21 protein-coding genes and 2 pseudogenes are annotated in these 18,850 nt (G+C 37.4%); 10 read left to right on the forward strand and 13 right to left on the reverse strand.

Going from position 1 to position 18,850, the window contains the following annotated elements:
• Positions 1-66: 66 nt before the first annotated feature.
• Positions 67-1,251 carry a mannonate dehydratase gene (uxuA, locus tag JP36_RS05900; RefSeq protein WP_039172919.1) on the reverse strand — a complete coding sequence of 395 codons (1,185 nt, stop codon included), beginning with the start codon at positions 1,249-1,251 and terminating at the stop codon, positions 67-69.
• 24 nt (positions 1,252-1,275) lie between these two features.
• Entirely contained in the window at positions 1,276-2,028 is a 753-nt protein-coding gene (locus JP36_RS05905; RefSeq protein ID WP_039172922.1) for a GntR family transcriptional regulator, read from the reverse strand.
• 162 nt (positions 2,029-2,190) lie between these two features.
• Between JP36_RS05905 and JP36_RS05910 the strand changes: the two genes are divergently transcribed.
• The 6 genes and pseudogenes from JP36_RS05910 to JP36_RS11500 form a co-directional block, all read left to right on the forward strand.
• Complete coding sequence (locus JP36_RS05910) at positions 2,191-3,219, forward strand: zinc-binding alcohol dehydrogenase family protein (protein ID WP_039172925.1); 1,029 nt, start codon at positions 2,191-2,193, stop codon at positions 3,217-3,219.
• A gap of 27 nt (positions 3,220-3,246) precedes the next feature.
• The gene (locus JP36_RS05915; protein ID WP_039172928.1) at positions 3,247-4,230 is read left to right on the forward strand and encodes a TRAP transporter substrate-binding protein; all 984 of its coding nucleotides are present in this window, start codon (positions 3,247-3,249) and stop codon (positions 4,228-4,230) included.
• 52 nt (positions 4,231-4,282) lie between these two features.
• Positions 4,283-4,753: a TRAP transporter small permease gene (locus JP36_RS05920; RefSeq protein WP_039172931.1), complete on the forward strand. Its 471-nt coding sequence runs from the start codon at positions 4,283-4,285 to the stop codon at positions 4,751-4,753.
• Positions 4,753-6,024, forward strand: a complete 1,272-nt coding sequence (locus tag JP36_RS05925) for a TRAP transporter large permease (RefSeq protein WP_039172936.1) — start codon at positions 4,753-4,755, stop codon at positions 6,022-6,024. Before JP36_RS05920 ends, JP36_RS05925 begins: the two co-directional genes overlap by 1 nt.
• A 13-nt stretch (positions 6,025-6,037) precedes the next feature.
• Positions 6,038-6,886, forward strand: a complete 849-nt coding sequence (locus JP36_RS05930; protein ID WP_039172939.1) for an SDR family oxidoreductase — start codon at positions 6,038-6,040, stop codon at positions 6,884-6,886.
• 8 nt (positions 6,887-6,894) lie between these two features.
• A pseudogene (locus JP36_RS11500) lies at positions 6,895-6,990 on the forward strand (glucuronate isomerase); the annotation flags it as partial.
• 115 nt (positions 6,991-7,105) lie between these two features.
• Here the strand turns inward: JP36_RS11500 and JP36_RS05935 are convergent.
• The 7 genes and pseudogenes from JP36_RS05935 to pdxA all read right to left on the reverse strand — a co-directional run bounded on the left by JP36_RS05935 (position 7,106) and on the right by pdxA (position 12,109).
• Positions 7,106-7,522 carry a type II toxin-antitoxin system HicB family antitoxin gene (locus JP36_RS05935; RefSeq protein WP_039172944.1) on the reverse strand — a complete coding sequence of 139 codons (417 nt, stop codon included), beginning with the start codon at positions 7,520-7,522 and terminating at the stop codon, positions 7,106-7,108.
• 41 nt (positions 7,523-7,563) lie between these two features.
• Positions 7,564-7,740, reverse strand: coding sequence for a type II toxin-antitoxin system HicA family toxin (locus tag JP36_RS05940; RefSeq protein WP_039172947.1), 177 nt, complete (start codon positions 7,738-7,740; stop codon positions 7,564-7,566).
• 95 nt (positions 7,741-7,835) lie between these two features.
• The gene (locus JP36_RS05945; protein ID WP_039172949.1) at positions 7,836-8,591 is read right to left on the reverse strand and encodes a DeoR/GlpR family DNA-binding transcription regulator; all 756 of its coding nucleotides are present in this window, start codon (positions 8,589-8,591) and stop codon (positions 7,836-7,838) included.
• 118 nt (positions 8,592-8,709) lie between these two features.
• Positions 8,710-9,561, reverse strand: coding sequence for a nucleotide-binding domain containing protein (locus JP36_RS05950; protein ID WP_324606549.1), 852 nt, complete (start codon positions 9,559-9,561; stop codon positions 8,710-8,712).
• Between the two features lie 39 nt (positions 9,562-9,600).
• Complete coding sequence (locus JP36_RS05955) at positions 9,601-10,260, reverse strand: tetratricopeptide repeat protein (RefSeq protein ID WP_039172952.1); 660 nt, start codon at positions 10,258-10,260, stop codon at positions 9,601-9,603.
• Between the two features lie 377 nt (positions 10,261-10,637).
• Positions 10,638-11,084: pseudogene (locus tag JP36_RS05960) on the reverse strand (ROK family protein); the annotation flags it as partial.
• A 26-nt stretch (positions 11,085-11,110) separates the two neighbouring features.
• Positions 11,111-12,109, reverse strand: a complete 999-nt coding sequence (gene pdxA / locus JP36_RS05965) for a 4-hydroxythreonine-4-phosphate dehydrogenase PdxA (RefSeq protein WP_039172955.1) — start codon at positions 12,107-12,109, stop codon at positions 11,111-11,113.
• Between the two features lie 304 nt (positions 12,110-12,413).
• On the opposite strand from pdxA, the gene nirK reads away from it, so the two are divergent.
• The gene (gene nirK, locus JP36_RS05970) at positions 12,414-13,520 is read left to right on the forward strand and encodes a copper-containing nitrite reductase (RefSeq protein WP_039172957.1); all 1,107 of its coding nucleotides are present in this window, start codon (positions 12,414-12,416) and stop codon (positions 13,518-13,520) included.
• 73 nt (positions 13,521-13,593) lie between these two features.
• Here nirK and JP36_RS05975 read toward each other — a convergent pair whose 3' ends face one another.
• The 3 genes from JP36_RS05975 to JP36_RS05985 form a co-directional block, all read right to left on the reverse strand.
• Complete coding sequence (locus tag JP36_RS05975; RefSeq protein WP_039172960.1) at positions 13,594-13,923, reverse strand: DUF413 domain-containing protein; 330 nt, start codon at positions 13,921-13,923, stop codon at positions 13,594-13,596.
• Between the two features lie 69 nt (positions 13,924-13,992).
• On the reverse strand, positions 13,993-14,634 hold the full coding sequence (gene dsbA, locus JP36_RS05980) for a thiol:disulfide interchange protein DsbA (protein ID WP_039172964.1): 642 nt from the start codon (positions 14,632-14,634) through the stop codon (positions 13,993-13,995).
• 13 nt (positions 14,635-14,647) lie between these two features.
• Positions 14,648-14,914, reverse strand: coding sequence for a YihD family protein (locus JP36_RS05985; RefSeq protein WP_039134255.1), 267 nt, complete (start codon positions 14,912-14,914; stop codon positions 14,648-14,650).
• A gap of 74 nt (positions 14,915-14,988) precedes the next feature.
• Between JP36_RS05985 and mobA the strand changes: the two genes are divergently transcribed.
• From mobA to JP36_RS06000, 3 genes are read left to right on the forward strand one after another with little or no spacing between them, the layout of a single operon-like run.
• Positions 14,989-15,579, forward strand: a complete 591-nt coding sequence (gene mobA / locus JP36_RS05990) for a molybdenum cofactor guanylyltransferase MobA (protein ID WP_021460759.1) — start codon at positions 14,989-14,991, stop codon at positions 15,577-15,579.
• The gene (locus JP36_RS05995; RefSeq protein ID WP_013746546.1) at positions 15,576-15,848 is read left to right on the forward strand and encodes an ACT domain-containing protein; all 273 of its coding nucleotides are present in this window, start codon (positions 15,576-15,578) and stop codon (positions 15,846-15,848) included. Before mobA ends, JP36_RS05995 begins: the two co-directional genes overlap by 4 nt.
• Positions 15,849-15,858: 10 nt before the next feature.
• On the forward strand, positions 15,859-17,220 hold the full coding sequence (locus JP36_RS06000; RefSeq protein WP_039091237.1) for a PFL family protein: 1,362 nt from the start codon (positions 15,859-15,861) through the stop codon (positions 17,218-17,220).
• A 93-nt stretch (positions 17,221-17,313) separates the two neighbouring features.
• Here JP36_RS06000 and JP36_RS06005 read toward each other — a convergent pair whose 3' ends face one another.
• Positions 17,314-18,846, reverse strand: a complete 1,533-nt coding sequence (locus JP36_RS06005; RefSeq protein ID WP_039172967.1) for a pyridoxal phosphate-dependent decarboxylase family protein — start codon at positions 18,844-18,846, stop codon at positions 17,314-17,316.
• Positions 18,847-18,850: the final 4 nt, after the last annotated feature.

Genomic DNA, 18,850 nt, shown 5'->3' on the forward strand with positions numbered 1-18,850 from the left:
TTGATAGTAAAAGACTAATTTGCCATTTAGCAAATTAGTCTTTTTTCATATTAATAAAAAATAATGTTATTTTTGAAAATAAACTTTCTTCAATGCCAATTCTAATCCTCTAAATTCCGCTAAACCGCGCAACCGCCCAATTGCAGAATAACCTGGGTTTGTTTTCTTTTTCAGATCATCCAACATTTGATGACCGTGATCTGGTCGCATCGGAATTAGACGTTTTTCACCATTATCCAAACGGCGATATTCTTCATCTAATAATGCTTTTACCACATTAAACATATCGACATCGCCCTCTAAATGCGCCGCCTCGTGGAAGCTCAAAGGATTCTCTTCACGACAAGTTGAACGCAAATGAGCAAAATAAATACGATCAGCAAATTGTTTCGTCATTTTGACAAGATCATTATCAGAACGTACCCCATAAGAACCGGTACACATTGTAAAGCCGTTCGCTTGAAGAGGTTCAGTTTCCACAAACCACTGCATATCTTCTATGGTTGATACAATACGAGGCAAACCTAAAATCGGGCGTGGCGGATCATCCGGATGGATCGCCAGTTTAATACCAACTTCCTGCGCAACTGGAACCACCTCGTGCAAGAAATAAGCTAAATGGGTACGGAATTTCTCCGGAGAAATCGCTTTATAGCGATCCAATTGCGCCTGAAATTCCTCTAATGTATACCCCTCTTCTGCCCCCGGTAATCCGGCAATAATATTACGGGTAAGTTGCTCAATCTCCTCTTTTGACATCTTGTCATAATAGGCTTTTGCCGCTTGACGTTCCTGTTCAGTATAAACTGCTTCTGCTCCCGGTCTTTTTAAGATATATAATTCAAACGCAGCAAATGCAATTTGATCAAAACGAAGTGCTTTAGAACCATCTGGCAATTGGTATGCCAAATCTGTACGAGTCCAATCCAAAACAGGCATAAAATTGTAACAAACCGTATCAATACCGCATTGTGCTAAATTACGCAAAGTCTGCTTATAATTTTCAATCCACTGTTTATAATTGCCTGTCTGGGTCTTAATTTCCTCGTGTACAGGTACACTTTCCACCACAGACCAAGTCAATCCTGCCTGTTCAATTAACTGTTTACGCTGATTGATTTCATTAATATCCCAAATTTGACCGTTTGGAATATGATGTAATGCTGTCACAACACCAGTTGCTCCAGCTTGTCTGATATCCGCTAATGATACAGGATCGTTAGGACCGTACCAACGCCAAGTTTGTTCCATAAGGACTCCTTTTAAATTAAAATATTACGTTTTTATACCCATCGGTGCTACATTAAATAAATATCCATCAAAATTAGGATCCTCTACATCAGAAAGTTCAAACAATTTCTGTTTTACATTTTCTAAATGCTGCCACATTGCCTGTCTAGCAAGAAGACCATTCTTTTTTTGAATACTTACAAATATTTCATGATGATCTTTCAACCATAAATGATGATAATTTTTTTCTAAAATATGAGTATGCAATTGCGCCCACATAGCACTATTAAAACGATATTCCCATAACTGTTCTTGAAACTTTATTAATACATCGTTTTGCGTTATTTCAGCCAATGCTAAATGAAAATTTCTATCTGCCGTATAGTCATCTATATTTTTAGATAACATTGCCTTTTCTTCTGTTAAAATTTCTTTAAGATTTTGAATATCTCTTTTAGTTGCCACATGAGCTGCAAATTCAGCGACACTACTTTCCACTAATTGTCTAGCCTGTAATAATTCAAAGGGTCCCACATCTGGTAACACAAACCTATCATCTCCCTTGATATTACTAGGTGTATTTATTACATAAACCCCCGAACCTTTCTTAACTTCTACTAATTTTTCAACTTCTAGCATCACAATAGCTTCTCTAACTATTGTTCGACTAATACCAAGCCTTTCGGAAATTTCTCTTTCTGTTGGTAATTTATCACCTATTTTATACACACCTTGAGAAATCTCTTTTTTAAGTAACTCTCCAACTTTACTATATGTTCTATTGATAATGGTATACATAAAACCTCCATTTTGGAATACCAAAATATTAAAAATAAGATCTAGATCACAAATTCAAAATTTTGGCATACCAATGTGAATAATATTAGATTAATATTTAGCGTATCACTTGGACAAATTACTGTCGAACTATTTTTCTTAAATAAATTAAGGTGAACTATAATGAAACAATTTATCAAAGCAGTAAAATTAGACAAACCAAATCAGGTATCCATACAAAATACACAATTTCCAATAAAAAACAAAAATGAAGTCTTAATTAAGGTTGAATCTGTTGGTATTTGTGGCTCTGATATAGGTGCTTATAGAGGAACCAATCCATTAGTTACATACCCTAGAATTTTAGGACACGAAGTTGTTGGCCGCATTATAGAACCAGGTATAGGAATGCCATCAAATATAAAAATTGGAGATCGTGTCATAGTAGATCCTTATATTTATTGTGGGAGTTGCTATCCTTGTTCAATAGGTAGAACTAATTGTTGTTCCAATCTTAAAGTTATTGGTGTACATATAGATGGAGGTATGCAAGAAATAATTTCTCATCCAGCACACCTTATAACAAAAGTACCTGAGAATATCCCTATTAACTTATTACCCTTAGCAGAACCTCTTACAATAGCTTTACATGCAATCCATAGAACAAAAGTAAAACAAGGAGAATTTGTCACCATTATAGGTGCTGGAGCAATAGGATTGATGGCAGCTTTAATAAGCAAATTATATGGAGCAACTCCTATATTAATAGATATCTTAGATAAAAGATTAGAATATGCAAAGTCTCTTGGTATTACATATACTATAAATTCGCTAAAAGAAGAACCTCAAGAAAAAATTAATAAAATTACTGATTCTCTCTTATCCCAAGTAGTTATTGAAGCTTCTGGTGCCAATGAATCTATTCAAAACACATTAAAGTATGCTTCTTTTGCAGGAAGAATAGCTTTGACCGGTTGGCCTAAAAAAGAAACTCTATTACCAACAAACATCATTACTTTTAAAGAATTAGATATTTATGGTTCAAGAACAAGCAAGGGGGAATTCGAAGAAGCTCTTAATATTATTTCATCTGGAAAATTTGATGCTAAAGATATTGTCACTAAAACTATTTCATTTGATGAAATTCCTGAATACATAAGGAAGTTATCGAATGAACCAGATAATTATCTAAAAATAAATGCTGTACTGTAATTAACAACTTAACTCAAGGAGTTCAATATGAAATTAACTAAATTCGCTAAATTACTATTAATCCCTACTATGTTAATGAGCAGTTCCGTATGGGCAAAAACCATCATTAAATTAGGACATTATAATTCTGATACCCATCCTTCAAACATTATATTAAAAGAATATTTTAAAAAAATAGTCGAAGAAAAGACTAATAATAAATATGAAATTAGAATCTATCCAAATAATCAATTAGGAGGAGAAGATCAGATAGTCAATGGATTAAGAAATGGAACTATAGAAATGGGAATAACAGGATTGCTTCTTCAAAATGTTGATCCTATTTTTGGAGTATGGGAATGGCCATATCTATTTAAAGACAATCTAGAAGCAAAAAAAGTTCTTGAATCTCCTATTGCCATAGAAATAGGAAATAAAATGGAAAACTATGGTATTAAATTATTAGCTTATGGAATGAATGGATTCAGAGTAATTTCTTCAAATAAAAATATAGAAAAATTTAGTGACTTTAAAGGATTACGATTAAGAGTACCACTAAATTCTCTATTTGTAGATTGGGCTAATGCTATGGGAATGAATCCTCAAAGTATGCCTCTAAGTGAAGTATTTACTGCTTTAGAACAAAAAGTCATAGATGGTCAAGAAAATCCATATATGCTTATTAAAGATTCTGGTTTATATGAAGTACAAAAATATATAATACAAACAAACCATATTTTTTCTCCTGGACTATTACAAATTAGTCTAAAAACATGGAATAAAATGTCAAAAGAAGATCAAGAAATCTTCCTTGAAGCTGCTAAAGTATATCAAGAAAAAGAATGGGAATTAGCTATAAAAACAGAACAAGAAGTAAAAGAGTTCTTATCTAAAAGTGGTATCTCTATAGTTATTCCAAATGAGCAGTTACGACAAGATATGATAAGCGCATCTCAAACCTTATATGAAAAATTCTATAAAAAGTATGACTGGTCTAAAGATGTCATTCAACGTATAAACGAATCTAAATAAATAATTTCCGCTATTAATATTATATTAATAGCGGAATATTTTAGGAGGCAGTATGAAATTATCAAAGATACTGGATAAAACTTTAAAATATTTATCTATACTAGCATTAGTTACTATGATATCTCTAGTGTTTTTTAACGCAGTATTACGTTATTTTTTTGACTCAGGAATAGCATGGTCAGAAGAGTTTGCCAGAATATGTTTTGTATATATGATTTTTCTAGGAATTATTCTTGTTGCTAAAGAAAAAAAACATCTAACTGTAGATATCATTATTTCTTATCTTCCGCCTAGATATAAAATATTATTTAATATAATATCTGACATTTTAATATTAATATCAACTTCATTTCTTGCTCTTGGTGCATATCAATTAATGATATTAACTTATAGCCAGAAAATGCCAGCTACCGGCATATCATCTTCTTTTTTATATGTAATAGCTTTATTATCAGCTATTATATATTTCATATTAATTACAATTGATTTATTAAAATCAGTATCTAAAAATAGGAGTTTATAATGTTACTATTATTCCTAGCTAGCTTATTTGCACTCCTCTTTTTAGGAGTTCCTGTTGCCCTATCAATGTTATTAAGTGCCAGCATAATGCTAATAAAAATGGATATGTTTGACACTCAATTAATTACAGAAAATTTTGTTATGGGCACAAATAATTTCCCTCTAATGGCTATTCCTTTTTTTATGCTTACTGGGGAGATTATGAAATATGGAGGAATTTCTGAAAGAATTATTAATTTTGCCATGAGTATGGTAGGACATATAAAAGGAGGATTAGGATATGTTGTTATTATATCTGGATTAATTTTTGCTGGGTTATCTGGCTCTGCTGTGGCAGATACTGCTGCTCTCGGAGCGATACTTATTCCAATGATGGCAGCTAGAAAATATGACATATCAAGATCAACAGGTTTAATTTGTGCTGCAGGAATTATTTCTGTTGTAATTCCACCTAGTATTCCAATGATTATTTATGGAATTACTGCCGGAACATCAATTACAAAATTATTTATGGGAGGTGCTGTTCCTGGTTTGTTAATGGTATTAGGTCTTTGGTTTACTTGGAAAATTCTTTATCGACACGAATCCTCCAATCTACAAGAAAAACAAAATTCAAAACAACGATGGAATGCATTTAAAAAAGCTTTCCTTCCATTATTACTTCCTGTCATTATTATAGTAGGTCTAAGAGGGGGCGTTTTTACTCCAACAGAAGCTGGTGTTGTAGCAGCTATATATGCCGCCATTATTAGCATTATTTATAAAGAATTAAACTTACAAAAAATACAAGATATTTTCCTTAATACTATAAAAACAACCTCTATGGTAATGTTCGTTGCAGCTGCAGCTATGATATCCGCATTTGCTATTACAGTTGCTCAAATTCCGATGGAATTAGTAGAATTTTTGCAAGGAATAACAACTAGCCCTACAATTTTAATGCTTATATTAATGATATTCCTTCTATTAGTAGGATGCGTTATGGATCTTATTCCTGCTGTACTTATTTTTGTACCTGTCATTTTACCTTTATTACGGGCATATCATATAGATCCTGCTTATTTTGGTATTATGATGGTTATAAATTTATCTATTGGATTAATTACTCCTCCAGTTGGAACTGTATTATATGTAGGTTCTGGAATAGCAAATTTAGGCATAGGTGCTATTTCTAAAGGGATTTTACCATTTCTAGGAATTTATATATTGATTTTACTATTAATGGTATTTTTCCCTAATATTGTAATTATCCCTATGAATTGGTTATCTTAAAAAGGACATAAAAATGAATAACATCGCTCAACACCACAATCTCAAGAATAAAGTTATCGTTATTTCAGGTGCAGGTGGCGTGCTTTGTGCGTTTCTTGCCAAAGCACTGGCAAAAACACAAGCCAAAATCGCCTTACTGGATATTAATTTTGACGCGGCAAACCAGGTTGCTGAAGAAATCGCCCAAACAGGTGGCATTGCGAAAGCCTACCAAACCAATGTGTTAGATTTAGACAGCATAGAGCAAACCCGCAACACTATTACACAAGATTTCGGCACTTGTGACATTTTAATTAATGGTGCTGGTGGTAATAATCCTAAAGCAACAACCGATAACGAATTTCATCAACTGGATTTACCGGAACATACTAAAACTTTCTTTGATTTGGACAAATCAGGCATCGAATTTGTTTTTAATCTCAACTACTTAGGTACATTATTGCCAACCCAAGTTTTCGCCAAAGATATGATGGGGAAAGCAGGAGCAAATATCGTCAATATTTCCAGTATGAACGCTTTTACGCCACTCACCAAAATCCCTGCTTACTCGGGAGCCAAAGCGGCAATCAGCAATTTCACTCAATGGCTTGCCGTCTATTTCTCAAAAGTGGGGATTCGCTGTAACGCCATCGCTCCGGGCTTTCTTGTCAGCAACCAAAATAGGGCATTATTATTTGATGAAAATGGCAATCCAACCGCTAGAGCCAATAAAATTCTCACCAACACCCCAATGGCACGTTTTGGTGAACCAGAGGAATTATTAGGAGCATTATTATTTTTGATCGACAATCAATATTCCAGTTTCGTCAATGGGGTCATCATTCCTGTTGATGGCGGATTCTCCGCATATAGTGGGGTGTAAACTGAAATTGGGTAGAAAACGGCGAAGCTCCTAATGATCTCGAGCTACTCGGACAAATGGTCAAAAACATTTGTTTTGATAATGCGAAACGCTATTTTAAATAAGAAAAAATACTTAATCAGGCAGATTCAGCTAACGGTAAATCTGTCTGATTAACTAAAAAAGAAAAAGGACGCTATTTCTAGCATCCTTTTCCAGCCCTCGATGGGAGTAAGTGCATTACAAAACAGAAATTTCAAGTCTTTTTCCTAATGCCTGAAATGCTCTATTTAATGTATCTATTTTTGTACTATGACTTAAATTAGTGATACGTTGAACCTCTTGCGGTTTTACATGAATACGTTTTGCTAACTCTACATTTGATATATTTTGTTTAATCATTTCATTTAATAACATCACCTTAGCTGTAACACTAGGCGGCAACTCAATTAATACTTCGCCCTCTTTTGCCTCGCTCGGCATTGGCACGCTACGTTTATCTTCAAAATAGAAATCCATTGCAGTAACTAGTGCATCTTTTGCCATAACTAAAGCATCTTCATAGTTATCGCCACAAGTAATCGCTTCCGGAATATCTCTAAATGTTACCGAATATAAACCGCTCTCTTCTTTCTCAAAAATTGCCGGATATAACATATAAATCTCCTCTAAAGATAGCCCTCTTCAGAGGGCTATTATTATTTTAGACCTAATTGCTTTTTAACAGCCATTTCAGTTCCTTTTGCTATCTCTTTGCCGGAATGGCGAGGTAACACGGATTGCTTGCCGTTTAAGTAGAGTTTAATATGATTGCTTCCATCTTTAACTTCTACTCCTTGTGCTTTCAGCCATCTTAAAAACTCACTTTGTTTCACTTAGACCTCCGTTCGTTTTAAGACATAACAACAATAAACAAAAATGTTTACAAGATCAATGAAAATTAACAAATTAAGAAAGCAAAATTATTTGCTCACACCAACACTAATTTAAAATTTTCTTTCGATAAAACAGGACGTATGGAACTAATTAAATTATCATCCGTCACAATATCCGTAAATTCCGATAATTTTGCCACCCCGAATAAAGAGTATTTACCGTATTTACTGCTGTCTGCAACCAATACTCGGCGTTTAGCGTGCTGTAATAAAGCACTTTTTAGCTCGGCTTTCTCTTCTGTCGGCGCGGTTACCCCCCGTTCCAAGCTCCACGAATTACAACTGATAAACGCTAAATCCGGATAAATATTATTCAATAATGAAAGGCTGTGATTACCAATACAAGATTGGCTGGAACTGTCGATATAGCCGCCAGTGATCATTAATTCAATCTGTTTATATTCAGATAAGAAAAGTGCAATGTGAAGATCTGTAGTAATCACCCTTAATGGTAAATGTGCAATTTTTTTTGCGATACTCAACGTTGTGGTGCCGGCATCTAGCACAATAGAATCTCCAGCACTGATAAAGGAAGAAACATATTCTGCAATCCGATCCTTTTCCACCATAAACTTCAGTTGCTTTTCATTAGTGGTAGGTTGAAATGGAATAAACTGATTTAAACTCACACCGCCGTGAGTTCGGATAATCGTTCCCTGTTGATTAAGTTTAATCAAATCGCGGCGAATTGTTGCAGGAGAAGCATTTGTTGCTTTTACTAGCTGATCAACGGTTGCCAGATTATGATTTTTGAGAAATAACAGGATTTGATCTAAACGGTCTGCAGACATATTCGCCTCTAACTGTAAGAAAACACGCATTGAAGACAATGCGTGTTAAAACGTTTAAGAATATATTAATTATTCACTAAATTTTTGTTTTTCTCAAATAGTCAGCGATACATTGATGTTAATTCAATTTCATAATATCACTTAATAAGTGATTATTTCCGAAACCTCCTGATTTTGTCATTACAGTTAAATTTTCATATTGACTATTTTGAATCTGGCAGACCGGCACTCCTGGAACAATCGAATAAAGCAATTTCATCTCTGTTACATTCATTTGTTCCAAAAGTGTAGCTGCCCCGTCACCACCAAATAAAATTAAATGATCAAAATGTTTATGATTTAAACAATATAAACTTAATTCAGCCAAATCTTTTGCAAGCGTTCTAGCGATCATATTTATATCGTTTTCTGCATTAACAACCTTTGTTGGATTAGCTCTAATGATGACATCAGATTCACTAGAGGTAATTAATGCATTTAATTGTTCTCTTAATGCTTTTGCCGAAATTTTATGATTGAGTAATTGCGACGGAGATGGGTTAAAAACTATTGCATCACCACCATTGTGTGCAATATATTCATCCACTTGATTTTGGCTAGTTTCGTGGATAGATGTTACCAAGATTAGGCTTCTTCCATTAGTTAAAGCTCTCTTATTATTTGAAGAGGGTAATGTCTGAAGTTTTAATTTATTAGCCAAACCTGCTGACCCTACAGGAATCACTGACTTACCTAAGTGATCAATAACATGAGCAATTATTTCTAAATCATTTTCTGTTTTTGCATCAACAACTATTTGCTCTAAAGTGGAAGATTGCACTTTTTGCAATAATTCTTGTTCTGTACTGAATGAAACTTGCTCTGCATTCGGTAAAAGATCCGTCATAATTGAAGAGGTTACTGGGCAAATAATATCCTTTCCAGATGGAGTATCTGTAACAGGAATCCCATTAACTGTAGCACCCCATATCTAATCCCGCTTCGCAGATAAGGCTAATTTTGCTCGCATTTATTTTCCTTCATTTAACATACGATATAACACACACCCTTTTGGGTTTCCATTCTCACAGGCTTTGCCTGCCCACATTTTGGCAAGATTGCGATCTTGTTTAACGCCTTTCCCTAAGCCATACATTATCCCCAAATTATTTTGAGCCTGTGCATGTCCCTGCTCTGCGGCTTTTTGATACCATTTCACCGCTTGGAAATCATCTTTTTTTACCCCTTCTCCATCTTTATACATCACCCCCAAATTATATTGAGCCTTTGCATGTCCCTGCTCTGCGGCTTTTTGATACCATTTCACCGCTTGGAAATCATCTTTTTTTACCCCACGTCCGTTGTAATACATCACCCCCAAATTATATTGAGCCTGTGCATCTCCCTGCTCTGCTGCCTTTTGATACCATTTCACCGCTTGGAAATCATCTTTTTTTACCCCTTGTCCCTCAAGATACATCAAAGCCAAATTAATTTGAGCCTCTGCCAATCCCTGCTCGGCTAAAGGCTTCCATAATTGTAATGCAGTCGCAAAATCACTACGCTCATACGCCTCAAAGCCTTGTTGGAACTGAGTATCAGGATCTGAAACCGCATACACCATTTGCGAGGCACTTAATACAGAAAATGAAAAAAGAGCGGTGGTTAATAACGTTTTTGTGAATTTCATTGTGTTTTCCTTATATAAAGTGATTTAAACCAATGATTGAAACGACAAGGCAAAGAGAAAGGTTTTCACAAAGAAAAAAGCAGTAAGAATATTCCCTTCTCTCTACTGTACATATTTCAATCGAAGTAACAAAATTTTTTCCTTTCGGCAAAGGGTTTTGTTCTCTCTGTAAAGAGAGAACAACAGGGAGTATACTCCCTTGAAATTGTTGAATATTTAGCCTAATTGTAAGAGAGGGAGATGATGAAAAATGGCTTAAAAAACCACCGCACTTTTAAGAGAACATGCCTGTTTTATAAGCTAATAAGAAAACGAAAAAAACCGAGCGAGGTTTTGCCCCGTTCGGTTAAATTTGCTGAAAAAGTGAGGGGTTATCTTTAACGAGAAAGAAACAACGCCGCCGCCCCACGCACGCCGCCTGAATCGCCGTATTTGGCTTTTTTAATCACTGGCACTTTGGCACTTCGCATTAAGTGGTTGGGGAGGGCTTTGGGTAAGGCTTGGTAGAGATAATCAAAATTCGACAAGCCGCCGCCTAGCACGATGAGATGGGGATCAAGAGCGGTGATGATGTTGCCGATGGAAATGGCGGCAAGTTCCACAAACATTGCCACAAAATCCACCGCACTTTGCTCTTGAGCGTAAAAGCGTTGAATGATGTCTTTCGCTGAGAGGGCTTCGCCTTTGAGATCACGATAGAGCATTTCAAAGCCTCGCCCTGAAAGATAGGTGTCTAAACAGGCGGAATTGCCACAGCCACATTGGTAAATCGGGGCGTTATCCCAGCCGAGCAATTTTAATGCGTGGTAGTTGAGTTGCATATGTAGACATAATTCGCTCCTAATTAAACTTAATTTCCAAATTTTATCTGTGCCATTTGAGCGGCAAGATAAAGTGATTCAGTCATACTTTTACTGTCTGCAATCCCTTTACCTGCAATCGGAAATGCCGTACCGTGATCGACAGAAGTACGAATAAACGGTAAACCGACAGTCACGTTCACACCGGTATCAAATCCCAACAACTTAATTGGAATATGACCTTGGTCGTGATACATCACCACCACAATATCGAATTCATTTAAATTGGCGGCACGATGGAACACAGTGTCCGGTGGAACCGGTCCGCTTGCATTAATGCCTAACTGTTTTGCCGCCTCGACAGCCGGCACGATTTCTTTACGATCTTCATCACCGAACATTCCGTTTTCGCCTGAATGCGGATTTAATCCTGCCACAGCAACTCTTGGTTGTTTAAAGCCGAGCATTTTTGCGTTTTCATCCGCTAATTTAATGACTGTCAATACCCGTTCTTTTTTCACTAAATCACAGGCTTTACGAAGCTGAACGTGCGTTGTCACGTGAATAACACGAAGTTTTTCACTCACTAACATCATTGAATAATCTTTTGTGCCGCTTAATTGCGCCAAAATTTCAGTATGACCCGGAAACATTTTCCCACCAGCGTGTAATGCTTCCTTATTCAAAGGTGCTGTTACCACCGCTTGAATTTTATTTTCCATAGCATATTGAACCGCCTTTTCCACATATTCATATGCTGCCTTACCCGCTCGAGGATCTACTTGAGAATAAATCAAATCAGCAGGCACATTATCCAAATCGATCAAATCGATAGTTCCATATTTCGTATTTAAATTATCTAAATTTTCTACAACATTTATCTTTAACGATGATTGCAATAAATCCAATGCTCGTTGCATCATTTTCTTATCGCCAATTACAATAGGTTGAGCAATTTCATAAAGATGTTTATCCGACAGAGATTTAACAATAATTTCAGCCCCAATCCCTGCAGCATCCCCCATTGTTACTCCTAAAACTGGTTTCATTTAATACTCCTATTGATTAAATTTAATCACACAAATATAAGGAAATCACATAGCACTCCTCATGCCTCCTAAATTTAGTCTAAATTATATGCACAAAAAGCGATTAAAACTGTGAACAAGATCACAAAATGATTAAATTAAATCAAAAAGATTTTATTTAATCATTTTTGTGGGTTAGATATGATGATGCGATAAATGATCTATTAAAAATAGGTTGAACTAATAAATCTTTATGATTATTGGAAAAATCTATTTCATTCACTAGAATAGTTCGATTGATATTCTCCTTATACCATTTGAAACTATGAAAAAAACAACATTAAACTTACTGCTTTCTGCATTTTTAATCGGGAATTTGAGCTTATCTGCTGCAGCACAATCTACAGATGTGCCGCAGAAGGTGGAGCAAAATGGTCAAGACGAAGTTTCATCTCTTCCGGTTATTGATGCGGAATTGACTGTTGCGCCAAATGTGCCGGCACCCATTAAACGTGATTATCCGGCTCGTGTAATTGTGAAATTAGAAGCGTTAGAAAAAATTATGGAAATTATGCCGAAAGTGCAATTTAAATATTGGACTTATAACGGTTCTACGCCGGCGCCGTTTATTCGTGTGCGTGAGGGCGATACGGTGGAAGTGCATTTATCCAATCCGATTAACTCAAAACTACCGCACAGCATTGATTTCCACTCTTCAGCAGCACCTGACGGAACGGCAATGGCGAGTAATACATTGCCGGGGCACACCAGTATCTATCGCTTCAAAGCACTCTCTCCCGGACTTTATCTTTACCATTGTGCCGCAATGCCCGGCGCACCGACACATATTGGTAAAGGAATGTTCGGGCTAATGCTGGTGGAGCCGAAAGCGGGATTGCCGCCGGTTGATAAAGAGTTTTACATTGTACAAAACGAATTTTATACCAGTGGTGAATTTGGTGAGCCGGGATTACAGGTTTTCAGTTCACAAAAAGCCAGTTATGAATTACCGGATTATGTCGTTTTTAATGGTCATTTTGCCTCAATGATGGGAGATAAGGCCTTGCAAGCCAAAGTGGGTGAAAAATTGCGTTTTTACGTTGGTAATGCCGGCCCAAACAAAGTATCTTCTTTTCATTTGATTGGGAAAACGTTTGATACGGTCTATGTCGAGGCCGGTTCATTAAAAAATCATAATGTGCAGACTACGTTAATTCCAGCCGGTGGGGCGATGATAGCGGAAACGACTATTCCGGTGCCGGGACAATACACTTTCGTAGATCATTCCATTTTTCGTACTGAGAAAGGTGCGAAGGGAACATTAATGGTAACAGGTGATGAAAATCTGGCGATCTTTAGCGGCAAACTAAAGGATGAGCCGTATAACAAACGCAATCCGGATGCGGATGTTTCTACCGGCTTTCAGCACTAATCAAATTCAAGCATAAAAAACGGCAACTTTTATTGTTGCCGTTCTTTTGCTCTATTCATTTTCTTTCTAAAACTTAGTCAGCATTGTAATCATCAACCGCATCGTTTGCCAATACGCCCGATAAGGTATAAACACGTTTGGTGCGAGAAATACGCGCACGATATTTTTCCCAAGTTTTTTCAAAAAAAGTTTCTGCCGGACGTTCACCACGGCAAAACGCAACAAATTGTTTTTCTTCTTCAGTAACCGGTTCACGATTACCATTTTCTAGCTCAAGAAAAGCTAAACCGTGATTTTCTAACGCTTGAGATTCACGAATAGTATAATCTCCGTGTCGAGCAAAACCACGCGGATAATTTTTATCATCAAAGAAACGACGAGTAACGCTAAAACTTTCAGACATAGTTAAAATTCCTTCATTTTAATCAAAAAGCGAAAAATCGCATTTAAGCAACTTTTCGCCGTAAGTCAATTATTTTTTCAAAAGATATTGGGTTAAATCGACATAACGCTGAATAAACTCTTCAATCGTCTGCACTTTTGAGAAACCGCTGTCATTGCCGGTTTCGATATGGTAATTCCCGTTGATATAGAAATCCGGCACGCCACGAACTTTAAATTTCTCTGCTGCCATTTCTTGTGCGGATACTAATGCATTAACAGCAAAACTATTAATTGCACCATCGAACTCTTTAGCATCAATACCGTTATCAATAAAGATTTGACGAATATCGTCCATTGAAGATAGGCTGTTTTTCTGAGCTGCTTCAAATAAAGGCGCACGCACTTTATCTTCAGCACCAATCGCCATTGCTAACGCCCAAGCTCGAGTTAGATTTTCTGATTGAGCACCTAAGAAATTAACGTGATATTGTTTAAATTCAACATTTTTCGGCAAAGATTGTTTAATTTTTTCCGGAATATGGAATTTCATTTCATAATCATAACAATGAGGACAATAAAAGGAGAAAAACTCAATCACACCACCATCAGGATGCGGTTTAAAGCCAAGCGAAGTGTAATCCTTTCCTTCAGTAAAATTTTCCGCCGCCACTGCCAGTGACACATTCACCGCAAAAAACAAGGTTACGATTGCCAATAACAATTTTTTCATCGTTGTTAAACTCCTATTTAATAATTCCTCGCGCTTTTAGTAACGCAGTTTTAAAATCTTCTTCATAATCTTTTTTTATTCCCGGAATCGGTTCATTTTTATCTTTATCCACCATTTTCAGATGATAAATAATCACCTCATCACTTAACTCACTTAATTCGCCATCAAAACCGGCTTCTTTAGCAATTTTTTGCAAAATTTGCATTAAATTCAAATCCGGATCTTTTGACCAATAAGGTTGCAATAGTTCTAAAACTTCATTTAAACGATGACATTTCATCGGATTTTCCTCACAGTTTTTAGTTGGTGTGCGATAATACCACTTAATTTTTTAATTGCCAAAAAGAGATTACAATGCAGGAACAGATTAGTGCAGTTATTTTGTGTGGTGGGCAAGCTCGGCGAATGAACGGTGTTGATAAAGGCTTACAGCGATTACAAGGAAAACCATTATATCAATGGGTTTATCAAGCAATTGCAACGCAAGTCGATGAAGTGATCATCAGTGCCAATCGTTCATTATCACAATATGCCGAAAGCGGATTGCCTGTGATTTCAGATCACATTGAAGGCTTTCTTGGGCCGTTAAGCGGAATGTTTAGCGGATTACAGACGGCAAAACACGATTGGGTGCTATTTGTGCCTTGTGATACGCCTTTTTTACCTGTAAATTTAGTAACTCGTTTGTTGGATAAACGCCGCACCAACACAGAGGTTGTTTATGTTACTGATGGTGAGCGTGAGCATCCGACCTGTTGCCTGTTAAAACGAACTTTAAGTGCCGATTTGAACAATTATTTACAACAGGGAAATCGGCGTGTATTACAGTTTTTTCAACAACATCATTATGAAACTGCTGATTTTTCAGCACAAAAATCCTGTTTTGCAAACATAAACTCACTCGAACAATTAGCTTTTTATCACCAAAGAGGGAATTTGAAATGAATCAATCTGTATTAACCGTCATCGGTAAAGACCGAATCGGTATCGTCTATGATGTCGCAAAATTACTTGCCGAACAACAGATCAACATTGTGAATATCAGCCAACAATTAATGGATGGTTATTTCACAATGATTTTATTGGTGGATACCACTGAATGTAAAAAAGATTATCAAACCTTAGCCGCTTATTGCAGTGAAGAGGGGCAAAAATTAGGATTAGATTTGCGCCTACAAAACACTGAAATTTTTAACGCAATGTACCGCATTTAAAGGTGGCTATATGAGCAACAGTATTCAATCTTATGAAATTCTAGAAACATTGCGAATGGTGTCGGATCAAAATTTTGATGTCCGAACTATCACTATTGGTATCGATTTACACGACTGTATCAGTGATAACATTGATGTATTAAATCAAAATATTTATGACAAAATTGTGCGTATTGGCGGCGATTTGGTGCAAACTGCACGCGAACTTTCAGCAAAATATGGTATTCCTATCGTAAACCAACGCATTTCCGTCACACCTATTGCACAGATCGCGGCAGCCACCAAAGCGGATTCTTATGTTTCAATTGCACAAACTTTGGATCGTGCCGCCAAAGCTATCGGTGTATCTTTTATCGGCGGTTTTTCCGCCTTGGTGCATAAAGGGATGAGTCCTTCTGATGAAGTATTAATCCGCTCTATTCCGCAAGCAATGAAAACCACTGATATTGTTTGTAGTTCGGTCAACATCGGTTCAACCAAAGCCGGCATTAATATGGATGCAGTTAAATTGGTGGGCGAAATGGTTAAACAGACCTCTGAAATCACGCCGGAAGGTTTCGGTTGTGCCAAAGTGGTGATTTTCTGTAATGCAGTGGAAGATAATCCTTTTATGGCTGGGGCTTTCCACGGTGCCGGTGAAGGTGATGCGGTGATTAATGTCGGCGTTTCCGGTCCGGGCGTTGTGAAAGCGGCATTGGAAAACAGTCAAGCCACCACCTTAACTGAAGTGGCAGAAATTGTGAAAAAAACGGCATTCAAAATTACACGTGTTGGCGAATTGATCGGGCAGGAAGCCAGCAAGCGTTTAGGAATTCCTTTCGGGATTTTGGATCTCTCACTGGCTCCGACACCGGCAATCGGCGACAGTGTTGCGCGTATTTTAGAGCAAATGGGATTAACGGTTTGCGGCACTCACGGCACAACCGCGGCTTTAGCGTTACTCAATGATGCGGTGAAAAAAGGTGGAATGATGGCAAGCAGTTCTGTCGGCGGTTTAAGCGGCGCTTTTATTCCGGTTTCCGAAGATGAAGGAATGATTGCCGCCGCTAAACAAGGCACTTTAACATTGGATAAATTGGAAGCAATGACTGCGGTCTGCTCAGTCGGTTTGGATATGATCGCTGTTCCAGGTTCCACTTCCGCCAGTACCATTTCCGGCATTATTGCTGATGAAGCGGCAATCGGGATGATCAACAGCAAAACCACTGCTGTGCGCATCATTCCTGTTCCGGGGAAAGATGTCGGTGATATGGTTGAGTTCGGCGGTTTACTCGGTTATGCCCCGATTATGCCGGTTAAAGAGGGATCTTGCGAAATTTTCGTTAATCGCGGCGGACGCATTCCGGCACCGGTTCAATCATTGAAAAACTGATGAAAAAAAGAAAAGCAGACAAAAGGCTTGCTACTCTTGTCTGCTTACAACACTCATGGTGCTTAGCAAAACACGCTGCACCATTTTTCTGTTTTACGCTATCGGAGGCACATAATTGCCGGCAACAATAGCATCCTTAATTCTAGCCGCTTCAGATAAAACCTGATCTAATAAAGATTTCACGTCATCCAAAGTCGCAATCGGACTTAATGTCGTCATTTTTAAGGCTTGTTGTTCACCCACTTTTGTTACACCAATATTGGCTTCACCGCGAGCAAACAGCTCATCCGCCACATTCTGATTTAACAGATCAACATATTCTGCCGGATAACCTTGCGGATTCACACGGAACAGAATAGAGGCAAATTGCGGCTCAACTAACATTTCCAGATCATCGGTAGCATTAATATAATCACGAATTTCTCGCGCCAAATAAACCCCGTGTTCGATCATTGACGCATAAAGATCTTCCCCTAATGCTTCCATTGTGAACCACAATTTTAAGGCATCAAAACGGCGTGTTGTCTGCAACGATTTCGCCACTAAATTCGGTACGCCATACTCCTCATCATATTCAGAATTGAGGTAATCTGCTTTGTAATCAATGAAACGGAAGTTACGTTCATCTTTCAATAAAAACGCACCGCAAGAGATTGTTTGGAAGAAATGTTTATGGAAATCCAACGTCACCGAATCGGCTTTTTCCAAACCGTTTAACCAATGGCGGAAATCTTTTGATAACAATAATGCACCGCCCCACGCCGCATCAATATGTAACCACGCACCATATTGATCGCTGATAGCACGAATCGCTTCAATATCATCAATCGCACCAGCATCGGTTGTCCCTGCCGTTGCAACCACGCAAGCAACCAATTTTCCTTGTGCTTGAAGTTCGGCTAACGTTTTTTCTAATGCCGTAATATCCATTTGTGCATTTTTATTGGTCGGCACAGTCACCACTGACTGAAATCCCATTCCCATCATTGCCATATTTTTTTGCACCGAGAAATGCGCATTTTCCGAACAAACCACTTTCACTTTTTGCAGAGCATCCGGTGGCAGACCGTTTTGCTGCACCAACCACTCCGAGCCATCTTCATTTTGCCAATGTTTAGCAATGCAGGCATCTCGTGCCAATAACACTCCCATTAAATTGGATTGCGTTCCACCCGAAGTAAATACTCCGGCTGTTCCCTCACCATATCCGACTTTTTGGCGAAGCCAGTCAATCAACTGTTCTTCCATAATTGAGCCAGCTGGGCTTTGATCCCATGAATCCATCGACTGATTAGTCGCATTAATCAACACTTCAGCAATTTGGCTGGCAACCATCGTTGGACAATGTAAATGTGCCAAAGAGTGCGGATGATGCACTTTTAAACTTGGATTGAGGAAAATGGTTACCAATCGTTGTAAGGTATTTTCTAAACCGGCGCCCTCTTTTGTCGGCGCAAATTCAATCGTTGAACGTAACCGGCGGATACTGCCACCGGTATACATTTTGTCATTCTGCAACCATTGACAAACAGCCTCGACCGCTTTATTCATTGCACGCTGATAATCTTGAATAGATTGCTCATCGCGGCAAAACAGTGCCTGTTTATGTTGAGATAACATTGACATTGTT

The organism is Gallibacterium genomosp. 1 (assembly GCF_000771875.1).
Lineage (GTDB): Bacteria > Pseudomonadota > Gammaproteobacteria > Enterobacterales > Pasteurellaceae > Gallibacterium.